Origin of the sequence: Arthrobacter ginsengisoli (assembly GCF_031456935.1) — a bacterium.
GTDB lineage: Bacteria > Actinomycetota > Actinomycetes > Actinomycetales > Micrococcaceae > Arthrobacter > Arthrobacter ginsengisoli.
The window spans coordinates 1-14,888 of the sequence record NZ_JAVDVQ010000020.1; the positions used below are offsets into that span (position 1 = coordinate 1).

The 14,888-nt window shown below is 64.9% G+C and carries 10 protein-coding genes; 1 reads left to right on the top strand and 9 read right to left on the bottom strand.

The window, feature by feature from the left end:
- Window positions 1–120: 120 nt before the first annotated feature.
- Entirely contained in the window at window positions 121–1,197 is a 1,077-nt protein-coding gene (locus J2X01_RS17415; RefSeq protein ID WP_310060300.1) for a type I restriction endonuclease, read from the top strand.
- A 409-nt stretch (window positions 1,198–1,606) separates the two neighbouring features.
- Here J2X01_RS17415 and J2X01_RS17420 read toward each other — a convergent pair whose 3' ends face one another.
- The 9 genes from J2X01_RS17420 to J2X01_RS17460 form a co-directional block, all read right to left on the bottom strand.
- Window positions 1,607–3,880 (bottom strand): gluconokinase, GntK/IdnK-type, encoded by a 2,274-nt coding sequence (locus J2X01_RS17420; RefSeq protein ID WP_310060462.1) that lies wholly within the window; start codon window positions 3,878–3,880, stop codon window positions 1,607–1,609.
- Between the two features lie 68 nt (window positions 3,881–3,948).
- Window positions 3,949–5,178 carry a D-mannonate dehydratase ManD gene (gene manD / locus J2X01_RS17425; RefSeq protein WP_310055870.1) on the bottom strand — a complete coding sequence of 410 codons (1,230 nt, stop codon included), beginning with the start codon at window positions 5,176–5,178 and terminating at the stop codon, window positions 3,949–3,951.
- A 30-nt stretch (window positions 5,179–5,208) separates the two neighbouring features.
- Entirely contained in the window at window positions 5,209–6,651 is a 1,443-nt protein-coding gene (gene uidB, locus J2X01_RS17430) for a glucuronide transporter (RefSeq protein WP_310060303.1), read from the bottom strand.
- 55 nt (window positions 6,652–6,706) lie between these two features.
- On the bottom strand, window positions 6,707–8,515 hold the full coding sequence (uidA, locus tag J2X01_RS17435) for a beta-glucuronidase (RefSeq protein WP_310060307.1): 1,809 nt from the start codon (window positions 8,513–8,515) through the stop codon (window positions 6,707–6,709).
- Between the two features lie 203 nt (window positions 8,516–8,718).
- A complete protein-coding gene (locus tag J2X01_RS17440) occupies window positions 8,719–10,137 on the bottom strand; it encodes a mannitol dehydrogenase family protein (RefSeq protein WP_310060311.1) in 1,419 nt (472 codons plus the stop codon).
- Window positions 10,134–11,540: a glucuronate isomerase gene (uxaC, locus tag J2X01_RS17445; protein WP_310060313.1), complete on the bottom strand. Its 1,407-nt coding sequence runs from the start codon at window positions 11,538–11,540 to the stop codon at window positions 10,134–10,136. The genes J2X01_RS17440 and uxaC overlap by 4 nt, the downstream gene beginning before the upstream one ends.
- 84 nt (window positions 11,541–11,624) lie before the next feature.
- Window positions 11,625–12,686 (bottom strand): LacI family DNA-binding transcriptional regulator, encoded by a 1,062-nt coding sequence (locus J2X01_RS17450; protein ID WP_310060317.1) that lies wholly within the window; start codon window positions 12,684–12,686, stop codon window positions 11,625–11,627.
- 105 nt (window positions 12,687–12,791) lie between these two features.
- The gene (locus tag J2X01_RS17455; RefSeq protein ID WP_310060320.1) at window positions 12,792–13,958 is read right to left on the bottom strand and encodes a Gfo/Idh/MocA family protein; all 1,167 of its coding nucleotides are present in this window, start codon (window positions 13,956–13,958) and stop codon (window positions 12,792–12,794) included.
- Between the two features lie 52 nt (window positions 13,959–14,010).
- Window positions 14,011–14,871 carry a sugar phosphate isomerase/epimerase family protein gene (locus J2X01_RS17460; RefSeq protein WP_310060323.1) on the bottom strand — a complete coding sequence of 287 codons (861 nt, stop codon included), beginning with the start codon at window positions 14,869–14,871 and terminating at the stop codon, window positions 14,011–14,013.
- Window positions 14,872–14,888 lie beyond the last annotated feature (17 nt).

Below are 14,888 nucleotides of genomic sequence, written 5' to 3' on the forward strand. Positions count from 1 at the left end.
TCACTTACTGAGTCACATCCACGGGACAGAACGACCAATACCACTCTGCCAGCCAGTCCCAGACCAGCCACCACAATCCTCACAGTCACCTACGGTTTTCGAATGTAAAACGTCGACCCCATGAAAGCAGCGTTGGCAGCAAAGGTGCGCCAGCAGCGTGGAGTGATTGAGACCGAAGAGGCCACGAAGAATGCGTTCGTCATGCCCTTCATTTCCACCATTCTCGGTTACGACGTCTTCAATCCGATGGAGGTTGTCCCAGAATTCATTGCGGACGTGGGCCTTAAGAAGGGTGAAAAGGTCGACTACGCCATCGTCAAGGACGGTGAAGTCCAGATTCTGATCGAATGCAAGAAGTCGACTGAGCCGGTAAAGATCGAACATGCTTCCCAGCTTTTTCGCTACTTCGCTGTGACAAACGCCAAGATCGCGATCCTCACTAACGGCGAGATGTACCAGTTCTTCACGGATCTTGACGCCCCAAACAAAATGGACGCGAAACCGTTCTTGGTCCTGGACCTGAACGACATCGACGACTCGCTCATCCCGGAGCTGCGGAAATTGTCCAAAGACGTCTTCGATCTGGACTCCATCATCAGTGCCGCCGGAGAACTAAAGTACATCGGTGAACTCAAGAGGACTCTGGCCGCACAGTTTCATGAGCCGGAAGACGAATGGATCAAGTTTCTGACTGCCCGAGTGTACTCCGGGGCGTACACGCAAAAGGTACGCGAACAATTCACCACATTGGTGACCAAGGCGTCGAAGCAGTTCCTGAATGACCAGGTCAATGAGCGCCTCAAGAAAGCTCTGGGGGCTCCCAGTTTTGCACAAAATGATGAAGCTGCTCTCGCGGCATCGGTCACCAGCGCTCCCGTCGCCGATGCCGACCTGGCGGCAGCCGACGGCATCGTGACAACGCTGGAGGAACTCGAGGGCTATCAGATCGTCCGCGCCATCGTTTGCAGCGAGGTCAAGCCCTCTCGCGTTGCTCAGCGAGATTCCAAGTCCTACTTTGCGGTATTGCTGGACGACAACAACCGGAAGCCGATCGCGCGGCTGCACTTTAACCGCACAGAGAAGTACATCGGGATCTTCGGCGCCGACAAGGAGGAAACCAGAGTGCCCATCGACTCCCTGGAAGAGATCTACGAGCACACCGTGGCGTTGCGCGCTACTGTTTCAAGTTACTTGTGAGCGCCACAACCGCATCTTCACTGTAACCGAGGGCCGAACCCGGGGTGCCTCTCGCTCCGATAGCAAGGCCTGCTGGGATGAATCGATGAGTTAAACGTAATCCCATCCGCCGTCCGCGCGGGTGGGATTACCCTCGCGGACGCGGGCGGTAGGTGCGCATCCCTGGCTGTGGTCGGCCCTGCTGTCGCTGACAGTCCGAAATGCGAAGCTCGAATACCGAAGATCACCGCGCTCAGCCAGGACGCGGACGTCCCCTGCCGGCTCAAAACACAGTCGGCGGCTGATACGCAAGACGGTCAAGGCTGCCGTCGGCCACGACATCCTTGGATACACACGCGCATTTGTGGCCCACAGCAGAGGACCGCACCAGGGTTGCTGATGCGGTCCTCCAGAACACAAGGATCTTCGGTTAGAGCCGGGTGTCGAAGGAATCGCAGAAAACGTTCTCGTTGAACGTTCCCTGGAACTCCGACTTGCCCATGATCTTCTCGATCGTCGCCCGAATGGCCTCCGGCGACCCTGCGTGGGCATGGATCGCGGTCTTCACCATCGGCACGTCAATCAGGTGGTTGGGCTGGTTGAGCGAGACGAACACGGTGGGGACCTCCGTGACGTACCACGGGATCTCCGCGGCCATCGGTGTGGACCACTTGATCCGGATCGCAGCCTCCTGGGCGAAACCCTTCACGTTGGCAAATACAAAAGCGGCGTCGTACTTGTCCGCGTAGTCGCCGGTAGCCTCCTCGGAGATGACAGACATGAAATTCACGCCGGTCTCCCCCGCTGCCTCACGCTGGTCCGCCGTCTTGAACAGGTGCACCTCGAAGCCGGCGTTTTCGAGTTCGGCCTTGACGGTGTCCAGGTACGCCAGCGGGTCGGCGCGGGTGAAGTCCGCACCGCCGGAGATGCCGTACAGGCGGATCCGTTTGTGCGTTTCCGGCGTGATCGGCAGGTTGCCGGCGGTGTCCTTGACCAGGGTGACAGTCTTGTCCGCGATCGCCGCTGCCACGGCACGGTGTGCGTCGCTGCCGATCACCCCGAGGGATTCTGCCGGCGGGACAAGCTCTGCGCTGGGTTTCCGGTGCAGGCCGAGGCTGGCCTTGAGCGCCAGGATCCGGCGCAGCGCGTCGTGCAGGCGCTGCTCGGTGATGATGCCGGACTTGTAGCCGTCCAGCATGTACTGGAAGTCTTCCTCGGGGTTGCGGAAGAACAGGAACATGTCGCAGCCGGCGGCGATGGTGGCCGGCACCAGGTCCTTGCGCCTCATGGCCTGCGTCAGGCCGATCATCTGAGACGCGTCGGTAAGGATCAGCCCGTTGAAGCCGAGTTCACCGCGGAGCAGGTCCTGGAGCAGTTCCGGCGCCAGCGTCGCGGGCAGGATGTCCCTGTCCGGCAGGCCGGGCCGGAAGTGCCGGGAAAGTTCCGGCGCTCCGATGTGCCCGATCATGATGGACTGCACGCCGTGCCCGATCATCTCGCGGTACACGTGCCCGTACGTCCGGTTCCATTCCTCATAGCCCAGCGTGTTGTAGGACGTGACCACGTGCTGGTCGCGTTCGTCCATGCCGTCCCCCGGGAAGTGCTTCATGGCGCAGGCGGTGGGTGACTCGCTGATCCCGTCGAAGTACTCTTTGGCCCGCTCCACCACGATCTCCGGGGTGTTGCCGAAGGCCCGGGTGGAGATGACTGTGTTCCGCCAGTTGTAGTGGATGTCCACGATCGGTGCGAATGCCCAGTTGCAGCCCAGCGCCGCCGTTTCGACGCCGGCAACCTGCCCCATCTGCCGGGCGATGGCCTTGTCCGGGTGCGAGCCGGCCTGCAGGTGCGTCGACACAAACGTTCCGTCGTCGCAGCTTCCGGCTCCGCCCATTTCCGGGTTGGATGCCACCAGAAGCGGGATGCTGGTCTTCGACTGCGCATAGCGGATGTGTTCCTGCACCGCGGCGGAGGGCCCCGGCCGGTAGCGCATGCCGCCCACGTGGAACGTGTCCAGCACGCCGTCCAGGTACTCCGGGGAGTAATCGTTGTTGTGGTTGATGAACAGTTGCCCGATTTTTTCCCCGAGGCTCATCCCGGCGATCGTGGAATCCACCCACGCGATCGCGTCGTCATCGAGGTTGAACGGCGCGGCCTGAAGGTCGACGTCGAACTGGCGGGGTTGGCTGCCGGCGGCACCGGGGCTGTCGCCAGCGGTAACCGTGGAGCCGTCGACGGCGGCAACGCCGGCCAGCGCCTCATTCAGCACCTGGTTGACCGGGGCGGCGATGTCCACCACGATCCCGGCTTCGTCGCCGACGAGCGGTTCCAGTGTAGCGAGCTGGGAATCCAGCAGCGCGGCCGGCATGAAGTGGCCGGAACGGCCTTCGAGCCGTGACCCAAGGACCTCTTTGCTGCCGTGCAGGTGCAGGAATACGGTGTCCGGCGCCAGGGCGCGGATGGCGTCCCGGTAGCTGCGCTTGAGCGCGGAACAGGCAAGGACCAGTCCGCCGTCGCCGGCGTTGGCCAGCGTGCTGCCGACGGTGGCGAGCCAGGGCCAGCGGTCGTCGTCCGTCAGCGGTGTGCCGGCTGCCATTTTGGCGACGTTTTCCACGGGGTGGAGGGCGTCGCCGTCGAGAAACGGTAGGCCGAGTTCGCGGGCGACGAGGTCGCCGATGGTGGTCTTGCCGCAGCCGGAGACGCCCATGACGACGATGCGGCGGCGGGCGCGTGCGGGGATGGGCGCCGTAGCGACGGGTGTGGAGGTAATGTCCGTCACCAGTCGTGGACCGTTCCGTCGACGAGGCGGTTGTAGGGCAGGTAGGCCTGCTGGTACGGGAACGCCGCGGCGGCTTCCTCGTTGAATTCGACGCCGATGCCGGGTTTGTTGCCCGGGTGCAGGTAGCCGTCGACGAAGGTCATGGACTGCTCGAAGACCTCGTTGGTCGCGTCCGAGTGCTGCATGTATTCCTGGATGCCGTAGTTGTGGATCGCCAGGCCCACGTGCAGCTGCGCGGCGAACCCGACCGGGGAGATGTCGGTGGGGCCGTGGAAGCCGGACTTGATCTGGTACTGCGCGGCGAAGTCCATCACCTTCTTCAGCGGGCTGATCCCGCCGAAGTGCGTGGACGCGGCCCGGACATAGTCGATCAGCTGTTCCTTGATGATGGTCTGGTAGTCATACACGGTGTTGAAGATTTCACCGATCGCCAGCGGCGTGGTGGTGTGCTGCCGGACCAGGCGCAGCGCCTCCTGGTTCTCCGCCGGGGTGCAGTCCTCCAGCCAGAACAGGTCATAGGGTTCCAGCGCCTTGCCCAGCTTCGCGGCCTGGATCGGCGTCATCCGGTGGTGCCCGTCATGCAGCAGCGGCAGCTCCGGGCCGAACTCGTTCCGGACCGCCTCAAACACGCTGGGCAGGTGCCGCAGGTACGCCCGGGTGTCCCAGTCCTCCTCGACCGGGAACGCGCCGCGCCCGGCGGGCTCGTAGTCATAGCGTTCACCCGAGGCCTGCGCCTGCGCAGCAACCCCGTACACGGCCTTGATCCCGGGGACCGCGGTCTGGATCCGCACCGACTTGTAGCCGAGCTCCAGGTGCTCCCGGACCGAATCAAACAACGACTCCAGGTCCGCGCCCGAGGCGTGGCCGTACGCGCGCAGCCCGTTCCGCGACGCCCCGCCCAGCAACTGGTACACCGGCATGTTCGCGACCTTGCCCTTGATGTCCCACAGCGCCATGTCCACCGCGGCGATCGCCGCCATCGTGACCGGACCCCGGCGCCAGTACGAGGACCGGTACAGGAACTGCCAGGTGTCCTCGATCCGGTGCGGGTCCTTCCCGATCAGCAACTGCGCCACGTGTTCCTTCAAATACGCGGCCACGGCAAGCTCACGCCCGTTCAGCGTCGCGTCACCGATCCCGGTCACGCCGTCGTCCGTCGTGATCCGCAGGGTCACGAAGTTCCGGGAGGGGCTGGTCACGAAGACTTCAGCAGCAATGATTTTCACAGCAGGTCCTTATCTTGGCTGGGTGGGGGTTCAGTTGGTGGTGGACGCCGCCGGCTTGGCGGCGGCCGGCGCGGCGTCGTCGGACGTGCCGTCCGAATTTCCGCCGGCAGCGCCGTCCGGGCTGTCGCCCGATGCGTCAGCTCCGCTTTCGCGGCGGGACCGGATATCCGCGAGGATTTCCGCGTGCCGGGCGTCGGTGAGCTTGTACTTGGAAATGACCGCGACCGCCACAATGGTCAACACGGCCGGGATGGCACCGGCGGCGAGTTGGATTCCGAACACGGCTTCTGCGGTCTGTGCGGCACCGGCTTTGTAGCCGCCCAGAGCCAGGGCGTACGCGGCGAGTGCTCCACCGACGGCTTGGCCTGTTTTGCGGGTGAAGGAGAAGAGTGCGTAGGTGATGCCTTCGGTACGGACGCCGGTCTTCCATTCGCCGTACTCCACGGTGTCGGCTTCCAGGGCCCAGACCACGATGTTGACGGCAAGAACGCCCACGAGGCTCAGCACGAGGCCCGCGAAACCGAGCCAGACCTGGCTGGCCGGGGTAAGGAAGATCGTGATTCCGCCGATCACGGTCACCAGCGACGAATAGATGTAGACACGCTTCTTGCCGATGCTCCGGACCAGCCTGGGCATGACCGCGGCCAGCACGAAGGCGAGGACCAGCTGAATGATGGACAGGACCGGGTACAGGTCCAGCCTTCCCAGGACGTCGCGCAGGTAGAACAGCTGGACAGAGGTCAGGGCGAGGTAGCCCGAGAGGAAGAAGAAGGAGCTCAGGCAGAGCATCAGGAGCGGCTTGTTGCCCTTGAGCGTGTCCATGCTCTGTTTGAACGTGACGTTCGGGACGGCGCGGTGCACCCGTTCCTTCGCGGTCAGCACGGTGAAGAAGTAGAGGGCCGCGCCGATCACGACGAACGCCAGGGTGATCGTGGTAAAGGTCGCCTGGAGGTCGGCCCCCGGCTTGATGAGCGGTGCCACGAAGATGCCGAGGGCGGAACCCACCAGCAGCGCGCCGATCATGCGGGCGGAGCCGAGCTTCGCCCGGTCCCCCGGATCCTGCGTCATGGCGCCGGCCAGGGAACCGTAGGGGATGTTGACCAGGCTGTAGGCCAGGCCAAGGGCGGCATACGTGACGTAGGCGTAGAGGAGGGTGCCCGACTCACCCAGCTGCGGAATGGAGAAGGTTGCCACGCTGAGCAGGAGCAGCGGGATGGACCCGAACATGATGAACGGGCGGAACTTGCCAAACCGCTTGCTGAAACTCCGGTCGACCACGCGGCCGGCGAACACGTCGGCGAAGGCGTCGAAGATCCTGACCGTGAGCAGCAGGGTGCCGGCTGCGGCAGCGGAGATCCCGGCCACGTCCGTGTAGTACACCAGCAGGAACATGGTGGCGGTGGTGAAGGCGAGGTTGTTGGCGGCATCGCCGGCGCCATAGCCGATGATGCTTAATTTGCCGAGCTTTTTCATATGTGGGCTCCTTTACCCGGTGCCGTCCCAGGGGCCGGCGAAAATGGTGAAAACGCTAAGGGTTGCTGATGTTCTTCGTGCCGGCCAGCGCGGTCCAGCGCCGGCGCAGGGCGAACGCGGCAGGCTTGGGCCGGCGGTCGCGGGTAAAGACGCCCTTCTTATTGCCGTCCACGCGCATGATGCCATTGGACGTCTGGAAGTCGGCGAAGTTCCAGACCTGCTCGCCCACCATGGCGTCCACGCGGTCAAAGACGCGGTGGTACATGGCCAGGAAGGCGGCCTGGTATTCCTCGCTCCAGGGCTGTTCATAAATGGAGTGGAAGCCGGGCATGGTGTCCGGTCCGTACTCGGTCATGATCATCGGCTTGCCGTACTTGGCTTCCCATTCGCGGAGTTCCTTCTCCAGCACGGCCTCGGCTGATTCCAGGTCCCCGTTGTTCAGATACCAGCCGTAGTAGCGGTTGAGCATGATGACGTCGAAGAGGTCGCCCAGCAGTTCCTTGTCCGGAGTGTCGAACATGACGTTGACGTAGCCCACGGGACGGGTGGGGTCCAGCTCGCGGGTGAGTTCCACCAACGGCTCGAAGTACTCCCGGGCGCCTTCCTCGGATCCGTTGGGTTCGTTGGCGATGGACCAGATCACCACCGACGGGTGGTTCTTGTCCCGGGCCACGAGCTCGGTGATGGCCTGGCGGTGGCTGGCGGCGGTGTTGGCGTCCACGCCGCCGTCGACGTAGGTCTTCTTGGAGATGCCGCCGAAGACGGCGCCGAAGCCCAGGTGCAGCCCGACGGCGGCGGTTTCGTCGATCACCACGATCCCGTGGCGGTCCGCGAACTCCATGACCTCTTCGGCGTAGGGGTAGTGCGAGGTCCGGAACGAGTTGGCGCCCACCCAGTCCAGGAGCTGGAAATCGTTGACCATCTGGGCGTCGCTGTGGCCCTTGCCGACGGTGACGTGGTCCTCGTGCATGCCGAAGCCGGTGAAGTAGAACGGCTCCCCGTTGATGCGGAATTCCTTGCCACTGACCTCGACGGTTCGAATGCCGATGGGGAGCGTGTAGCTGTCCAGCAGCCGGCCGCCGTCGTGGATTTCGGCGGTCAGGCTGTAGAGGTAGGCTGCGCCGGGCTTCCAGAGCACGACGTCGTTGATCACCAGCGCGCCCTGGGCGCCGTCCGCGCGGGCCACCTCGATGCCGTCGGCATCCTTGAGCGAAACGGACACGGTTTCGCTGCCGGCGCCGCCCGCCGTCGCGATAGTGTAGTCCACACTGCCGGTGGGGCCGTCGAAGCCGGTGACGACGGTGATGTCATCCACGGTGACCGCGGGCGTGCTGTAGAGCCACAGGCTGCGGTGCAGGCCCGCGTAGTTGTAGAAGTCGTGCAGGTAGCTCTGCTGCCGGCGGCCGTCCTCGGTGACGGTGATGCTGCCGGGCGGGATGGTGGCCTGGGTGAGTTCGTTGTTGACCGAGACCGTCAGCCGGAACGTCTTGCCCGGCGTCACGTGGTCGGTGATGTCCGCGCTGAAGGGCATGTAGCCGCCCGCGTGCTGGGCGACCAGGACCTCGTCCACCCACACCATGCCCTCGTGCGTTGCCGAGTCGAGGCGGACGTGGATCCGTTCCCCGGCCCAGCCGCGCGGGACGCGGACTTGGCGCTGGTACCAGACGTAGCCGACGTGGTCGCGGACGGCCTTGTCCGGAAAGACGTCGTTGTAGCTGGCGGGAACGCCCATTTCCAGCCCCGTGTCCAGGGGCGCCCTGAACCACTCTTCCTCGTGACCGGCACGGTCGAAGTCCACTTTGAAGCTGTAGAGGCCGTCAAGGTTGACGAGTTCGCGTGTTTCGCTGGCCTGGGGCTTGAGCATTGGGGGGTCCTATCGCGTCGTTGCGGTCTGTGCCGGGAGGAGGATTTGGGGGCGGTGGCGCCGGGTTTGCTCTTGCTGTAATCCTAGTCACTTGGCAATCCGTTGGCAAGCGGTTGCCATAAGTTTTTGTTGAAAGTTCATTGAAACACTGCTGCCCGGTCCCCGTGATCCGGGAGCCGGGCAGCAGTGTTGCGCGGGGGACGTTACGGCGCGACAGCCAGCTCCCCGAAGGTTCCGCACAGGCCTTCAAGCAGGCCCACGACGGCGGCGTCGCCGGCGAGGGCGGGATCCACCAGGCCCAGCAGGGCGCGGATCCGCTCGGTGCCGCTGAGCCGGTTGGCTGCGGCCGCCTCTTCGGCCAGCGGATCGTGGAAGGCGGCAGCGGCAGCGCTGTAGTCCATCCAAGCGGCAATCATGAGCGCGGCGGCCGCGCCAGACCTGCCCGCGGCACGCTCGGCCCGCAACACCGGAACGGCGCGCATCCGCAGCTTGGTGCTGCCATCCATCGCGATCTGCGCGAGGTGATGGGCAATCCGGGCGTTGCTAAAGCGTGCCAGCAGCGCTGCGCGGTAGGCCGGGATCTGCAGGTCGGCGCCGGAAAGGTTCGCTTCCGCCTCGTCCCAGAAACTTTCAACGGCCCGCAAACACAGCGGGTCCGCCAGGGCCTGGGCGACAGTGGTGTGGCCGCGAAGCTGGCCGGCGTAGGCCAGCAGCGAGTGGGCGCCGTTCAGGAGCCACAGCTTGCGGTTCTCGTAGGGCTCAATGTCTGCCACGAACACGGCGCCGGCATCTTCCCAGCGCGGCCGCCCGGCGGGGAAGTCCCCGCTCAGTACCCAGTTGGAGAAGGGCTCCGCCACCACAGGGGAAGTGTCGCGGTAACCGCAGGCGGCCTGGACGGCGGCAACGTCCGCGTCAGTTGTGCGCGGAGTGATGCGGTCCACCGAGGTGCTGACGAAACTGACGTTGGCATCAATCCAGCCTGCCAGGTCAGCGTCCCACGCCCCGGCCAGGCCCACCACGGCGTTGTGCGCCACGGTGCCGTTGTTGGAAAGGTTGTCGCAGCAGACGACGGCGAGCGGTCCGGCCACGGCTGCCCGGCGGGCGGCGAGGGCCAGCACAAGCCGGCCCAGCGGCGTCGTCGGGCTTCCGCTGCCGGAGGCCAGCAGCGCAAGGTCGGCGGCGACGTCAGGCGCGGTGCTGTCCAGGTGCCCGTCGGTGCCGAGCCGGTAGGCGGCTTCGGTGATGGTCAGGGAGATGACGGCGGTGGCCGGAGCGGCAACCAGCGCCGCGAGCCGCTGCATGTCAGCGCCGTCCACGGCTTCGACGATGCTGCTGACCACCGCGAACGAGTCCCCGCTGTCGGCACGTTCCACCACGGTGTAGAGGCCGTCCTGTTCGGCCAGGGCCAGGGCGGCGTCGGGGCGGCGGCCGGTGAAGGAGGCAATGCCCCAGTCCGCGGCGTCGCCGGCCTGGTGCGTGTACCAGGCCTGGTGGGAGCGGTGGAACGCACCCAGCCCCAGGTGCACAATCCGCACCGGCGCCTTGGCGGACGGGCGAAGGCTGCGGTTCAGCCGGGGAAGTTCCACGGCGGGTGCCGCCTGGGATTGCAGTTCGATGCTCACAGCTTGAAGACCCTTCGTGGGGAGGCGTCGACGAGGTCGACGATGATTTCGTGGGCGCGGTCCTCGCTGACGCGGTGCTCCGCGACGAGGCGGGCCAGGAAGGACGCCTCGATCCGGCGGGAGGCATCGTGCCGGGCCGGGATGGAGCAGAACGCGCGCGTATCGTCGATGAAGCCGGATGAGCGGGAGAAGCCAGCGGTTTCGGTGACGGCGGAGCGGAAGCGCAGCATGGCATCCGGCGCGTCCAGGAACCACCACGGGGCACCAAGGTAGACCGAGGGGTAGAAGCCGGCCAGCGGCGCGAGTTCCCGGGAGAACACGGTCTCATCCAGTGTGAACAGCACCAGGTGGAAGTCCTTGGCGGTGCCGAAGTCCTGCAGCAGGGGGCGGATCGCCTCCGTGTAGTTGACCGCGAACGGGATGTCGTGGCCTGTGTCGGCGCCGTAGGCGTCGAACGTGGGTTCGTGGTGGTTGCGGTAGGACCCGGGGTGGATGGTCATGACCAGGCCGTCCTCCACGGACATCCGCGCCATCTGGTACATCATGTGGGCTTCGAAGTCGTCGCGGTCCTGCGCCGTGGCCTGGCCCGTGCGGGCACGGTCGAACAGTTTCGCTGCCGCGCCGGCGTCGAGCTTGAGCGTTGCGGGGGTGCGGACGCCGTGGTCAGCAGAGACCGCGCCGTGTTCCACGAAGTAACGGCGCCGGTTTTCCAGGGCGGTGAGGTAGCCGGCATAGCCGGTGGCGCCGTCGCCCGCAGCCGCGATGAGCCGGTCCACGTTTGCGGACCAGTCGGGATGCGCAATGTTCAGGTAGGCGTCCGGACGGAAGGTGGGCAGGACACGTCCGTGGAACGTGGGGTCCTGGGCGATCGCCTTGTGGCTGGCCAGATTGTCGAGGGGGTCGTCCGTGGTGGCCAGCACCTCGATATTGAAGTCCTTGAAGAGCTGGCGGGGTCGGAATCCGGGCTCGAGCAACCTGGCCGAAATCGCATCGTAGCTGGCATCGGCCGTCTCGGGGCTGATCTCCTGCTGGAGGCCGAAGACGCTCTCGAACTGGGTGCGGAGCCAGTAACCGGAGGCCGTGCCCTCCAACAACGGCCACGCCTTGCAGAACTCGTGCCAGACAGCGCGGGAGTCCGGTTCAGCGGTTTTGGAGGGGCGCAGCCGGTCCAGCGGAACACCGCTGGCGTGGATCAGCCGGGTGACGTAGTGGTCCGGGCTGACCAGCAGCGCTGCCGGGTCCGGGAACGGGGTGTTGTGTTCGATGACGGCGGCGTCAACGTGCCCGTGCGGGGAAAGGATGGGGAGATCCTGGACGCGCTGCAGGAGGTCGCGCGCAATACTGCGCGTTCCGGGATCCGCGGGCAGGAGCCGGTCGGGGTTGGCGGCAATCGACTGTGACATAAATCAATGGTCCGGCCTGCCATAGCCGCTTGTCAACCGGTTGCCAATAATTGCCATTAAGTTGCTGGGGTTATACCGGTGGAACTAGCCAGCGGGCAGGAGCCGTCCGCTCGAGCCCCGGAGCACCAGCTCCGTCTCGACGCGCACGGTGCTGGCAGGCTCCCCCGAGTCGTGCAGGAGGCCAAGCAGCAGCGTTGCGGCAACCGAGCCGCACTCCCCCAGCGGCGAGCGCACGGTGGTGAGCGGAGGTGTGGTGAAATCCGCCCCGAAGATATCGTCGAAGCCCACAATGCTGATCTGGTCCGGCACCACCATGCCCGCGGCCTGGAGTTCCTGCATGAGTCCGATGGCCAGGAGGTCGTTGTAGGTCAGCACGGCGGTGGCACCGCTGGCACGGACGTCGCGGGCCACCTGCCGGCCGCCGTCGACCGTGGGCTTGGTGGATTCGAGCCGCACGGCATCAACCCGGGACCACTCGCACGCAGCCTGCACACCTTCCCAGCGGCGGGCGGACATCCAGGACTGCGGCGGGCCGGCAACGAAGGCGACCTTCGTGTGGCCGTTGGCAGCCAGGCTGCGGACCGCCTCGCTGATGCCCTTGTTCACGTCCGGAACCACGGACGGCACGCCGTCGACCTCGCGGTTGATGACCACCACGGGCTTGTCGCGGGCAAGCGCCCGGATCTCGTCGTCATCCATGCGCGGGCTGGCAAGGATGAGGCCATCAACGGTGGCCATCATCCGGCGGGCTGCCTTCAGCTCGGTGACGGCGGACTCCGCCGACTCGGCGAGCACCAGGGTGTAGTCCCGCGCCGTGGCGGTGGTTTCCGCTCCGCGGATGATGTCGAAGAACGTGGGGTTGGTAATGTCCGCGACGATCAGCCCGAACGTGCTGGTCCGGCCGGTGGGCAGGGCACGCGCGAAGGGGTTCACGTGGTAGTTCAGCTCGGCGGCGGCATCCTCGATGAGTTTCTGCGTCTTGGCGCTGACGCGGCCCGGCTTGCTGAGCGCCCGGGACACCGTGGACGGATTGACGCCGGCGACCTTGGCAATGTCGTAGATGGTGGCGCTGGATTTTCCGTTCCGGGCGTGCTTTTTGACCGGACCTCTTGGTGCGGCGGCGTCCGGCGTCTTGGGTTCACTCACCGCCCCATCCTAACGAGGAACCACTCAACCGGGGCGCAGTTGCGGCCGTTTGTGCGCTTAAAACGGCCGCAACTGCTGCTCAGCGGGCGGGGAAGCCGGGACAGCCTACGAGCGCTCGGGAAACTTGCCTTCGTCCGCGATGCGCTTGTTCAGCTCGGCGAGGAACTCGTCCTCGTCGAAGTCCAGGCCCACCTCCGTGCCGGTCCAGCTGGAGAGGTGGATGGCGTTGGCCAGGCGGACACCCTTGATGCCGTCCGATCCCGGGGCCAGCAGCGGGGTGCCGTCCAGGATATTGGCCGCGAAGTTCTCCAGGACGCCGGAGTGCTGGGCCCCCCAGGCCGACTCAAACTCGATGACCTCGGTGCTGTAGTACTCCTCGGGGTTCAGTTCCCCCATAAAGAGCCTCCGGACATCGTCCATGCCCATGCCCTCGCTGAGTTCGCGCTCCGGCTTGATCATCCGGGTCACAGTGGCGGTCTTGCTGTCCTCCACCACGATCTTCCCCTGGTCGCCCAGGATCTCGAAGCGGTCGGTGCCGGTCAGGTCGTGGGTGGCGGTGACGAAGACGCCGGTCGCGCCGTCGCCGTAGTCCACCACTGCGGTGACCTCATCCTCGACGGCGATGTCCCGGCGGAAGCCATAGGCCACCTTCGCGTACACCGACTTGGGCACGCCGCAGATCCACTGCCACAGGTCCAGCTGGTGTGGTGCCTGGTTAACCAGGACACCGCCGCCTTCGCCGCCCCACGTGGCGCGCCATTCGCTGGAGTTGTAGTAGCCCTGCGGACGCCACCATGTGGTGATGATCCAGTTGGTGCGGCGGATCTTGCCGATCTCCCCGCTGTCCACGATCTCCTTGAGCTTCTGGTACAGCGGGTTGTTGCGCTGGTTGAACATGATCGCGAAGGACAGTTCGGGTTTGCTCGCGGCAAACTCGTTCAGTTCCTTGACCTGCTTGGTGTAGACGCCGGCCGGCTTCTCGACGAGGGCATGGATGTTGCGCTTGAGGGTTTCGATGCCCATCTCGGGGTGCAGGAAGTGCGGAACGCAGGTCACGACAGCGTCCACGTCGCCGCTCTCAAGCATGGTGATGTAGTCGTCGTAGAAGGGTGTGCCAGGGTACTGGGATGCCGCCAGGTCCTTCTTCGCAGGATCTGTATCGCAGAGCGCACCGATCTCCATGTTGGGGACCAGTCCGTCCGTGATGAATTTGGCGTAGGCGCCGCCCTGCTGGCCCAGGCCGATAATGCCAAGGCGTACTTTCTTGCTCATGTGCTGATGCTTCCTGTCGTGTTGCAGTGGTTAGGGGTGGCTGAAGCCGGAATCAGAAGAGGTCCGCGTAGCCCATGGCCACAAGGTTGTCATAGGACGTCTGCAGGGCTTCCCACACGGTGCGCCCGTAGAGTTCGTCCTGTTCCACCAGCATGTACTCTGCTCCGGCGGCCTGCGAGGCGTCGATGATAGAAGGGAAATCGAGGTTTCCTTCGCCCACTTCGGCGAACTGGACGACGTTTTTGAATTCCTGCATGAAGCCCGGGAAATCGCCGGCCTGCAGCATACCGAAGGCCGCCTCGGGCATCTCACCGATCCGGTAGTCCTTGAGGTGCACCATGGCCGTACGGTCGGCGTATTTGTTGATGGTCCGGACGGGGTCAAGGCCGCCGCGCTGGACCCAGTGCACGTCGATCTCCATCCCCATTGAGGGGGAATTGTCCGCGATGATGTCCAGCATGTATTTTCCGTCGAATTTCGCGAATTCAATGTGGTGGTTGTGGTAATAGAGGCCGATCCCGTTTTCCCGGAGCCGCTCGGCGTAGCCGTTGGCTTCCTTGGCGAACTCAATGACCGCGCCAAGGGACTGCATCGCCGGGAACGGCAGCATTCCGATCCGAAGGAGCTTGGAATCGAGGCGTTTGGCATCGTCCACGATCTTGTCGAAGTCATCCCGCAGCGAGTCGCCCGGCCGGCCCACCGGCTTTTCCATGGCCACCGAGAGGGCAGCCATCTCCATGCCAAGCTCGGCGCGTGACCGGTCGAGTTCGGCCACGTTCTCGGCCGTCATGGGGATCTGCGAAATTTCGACGGCGTTGTACCCGAGCGCGCTGACCTTACGGAGCGTTTCAAACGGCCCGATCTCCGCGAAGCTGTCCTTCAACATCATGGCTTGAACCCCGATTTTGGGCATTCTGGTTCCTCCGTTGC

What these genes read in the sequence shown, in the direction of transcription:
- J2X01_RS17415 (WP_310060300.1), top strand. Translation starts at nt 121, where the DNA reads ATGAAAGCAGCGTTGGCAGCAAAGGTGCGCCAGCAGCGTGGAGTGATT.
- J2X01_RS17420 (WP_310060462.1), bottom strand. Translation starts at nt 3,880, where the DNA reads ATGGGCGTCTCCGGCTGCGGCAAGACCACCATCGGCGACCTCGTCGCC.
- uidB (WP_310060303.1), bottom strand. Translation starts at nt 6,651, where the DNA reads ATGAAAAAGCTCGGCAAATTAAGCATCATCGGCTATGGCGCCGGCGAT.
- uidA (WP_310060307.1), bottom strand. Translation starts at nt 8,515, where the DNA reads ATGCTCAAGCCCCAGGCCAGCGAAACACGCGAACTCGTCAACCTTGAC.
- uxaC (WP_310060313.1), bottom strand. Translation starts at nt 11,540, where the DNA reads ATGTCACAGTCGATTGCCGCCAACCCCGACCGGCTCCTGCCCGCGGAT.
- J2X01_RS17455 (WP_310060320.1), bottom strand. Translation starts at nt 13,958, where the DNA reads ATGAGCAAGAAAGTACGCCTTGGCATTATCGGCCTGGGCCAGCAGGGC.
- J2X01_RS17460 (WP_310060323.1), bottom strand. Translation starts at nt 14,871, where the DNA reads ATGCCCAAAATCGGGGTTCAAGCCATGATGTTGAAGGACAGCTTCGCG.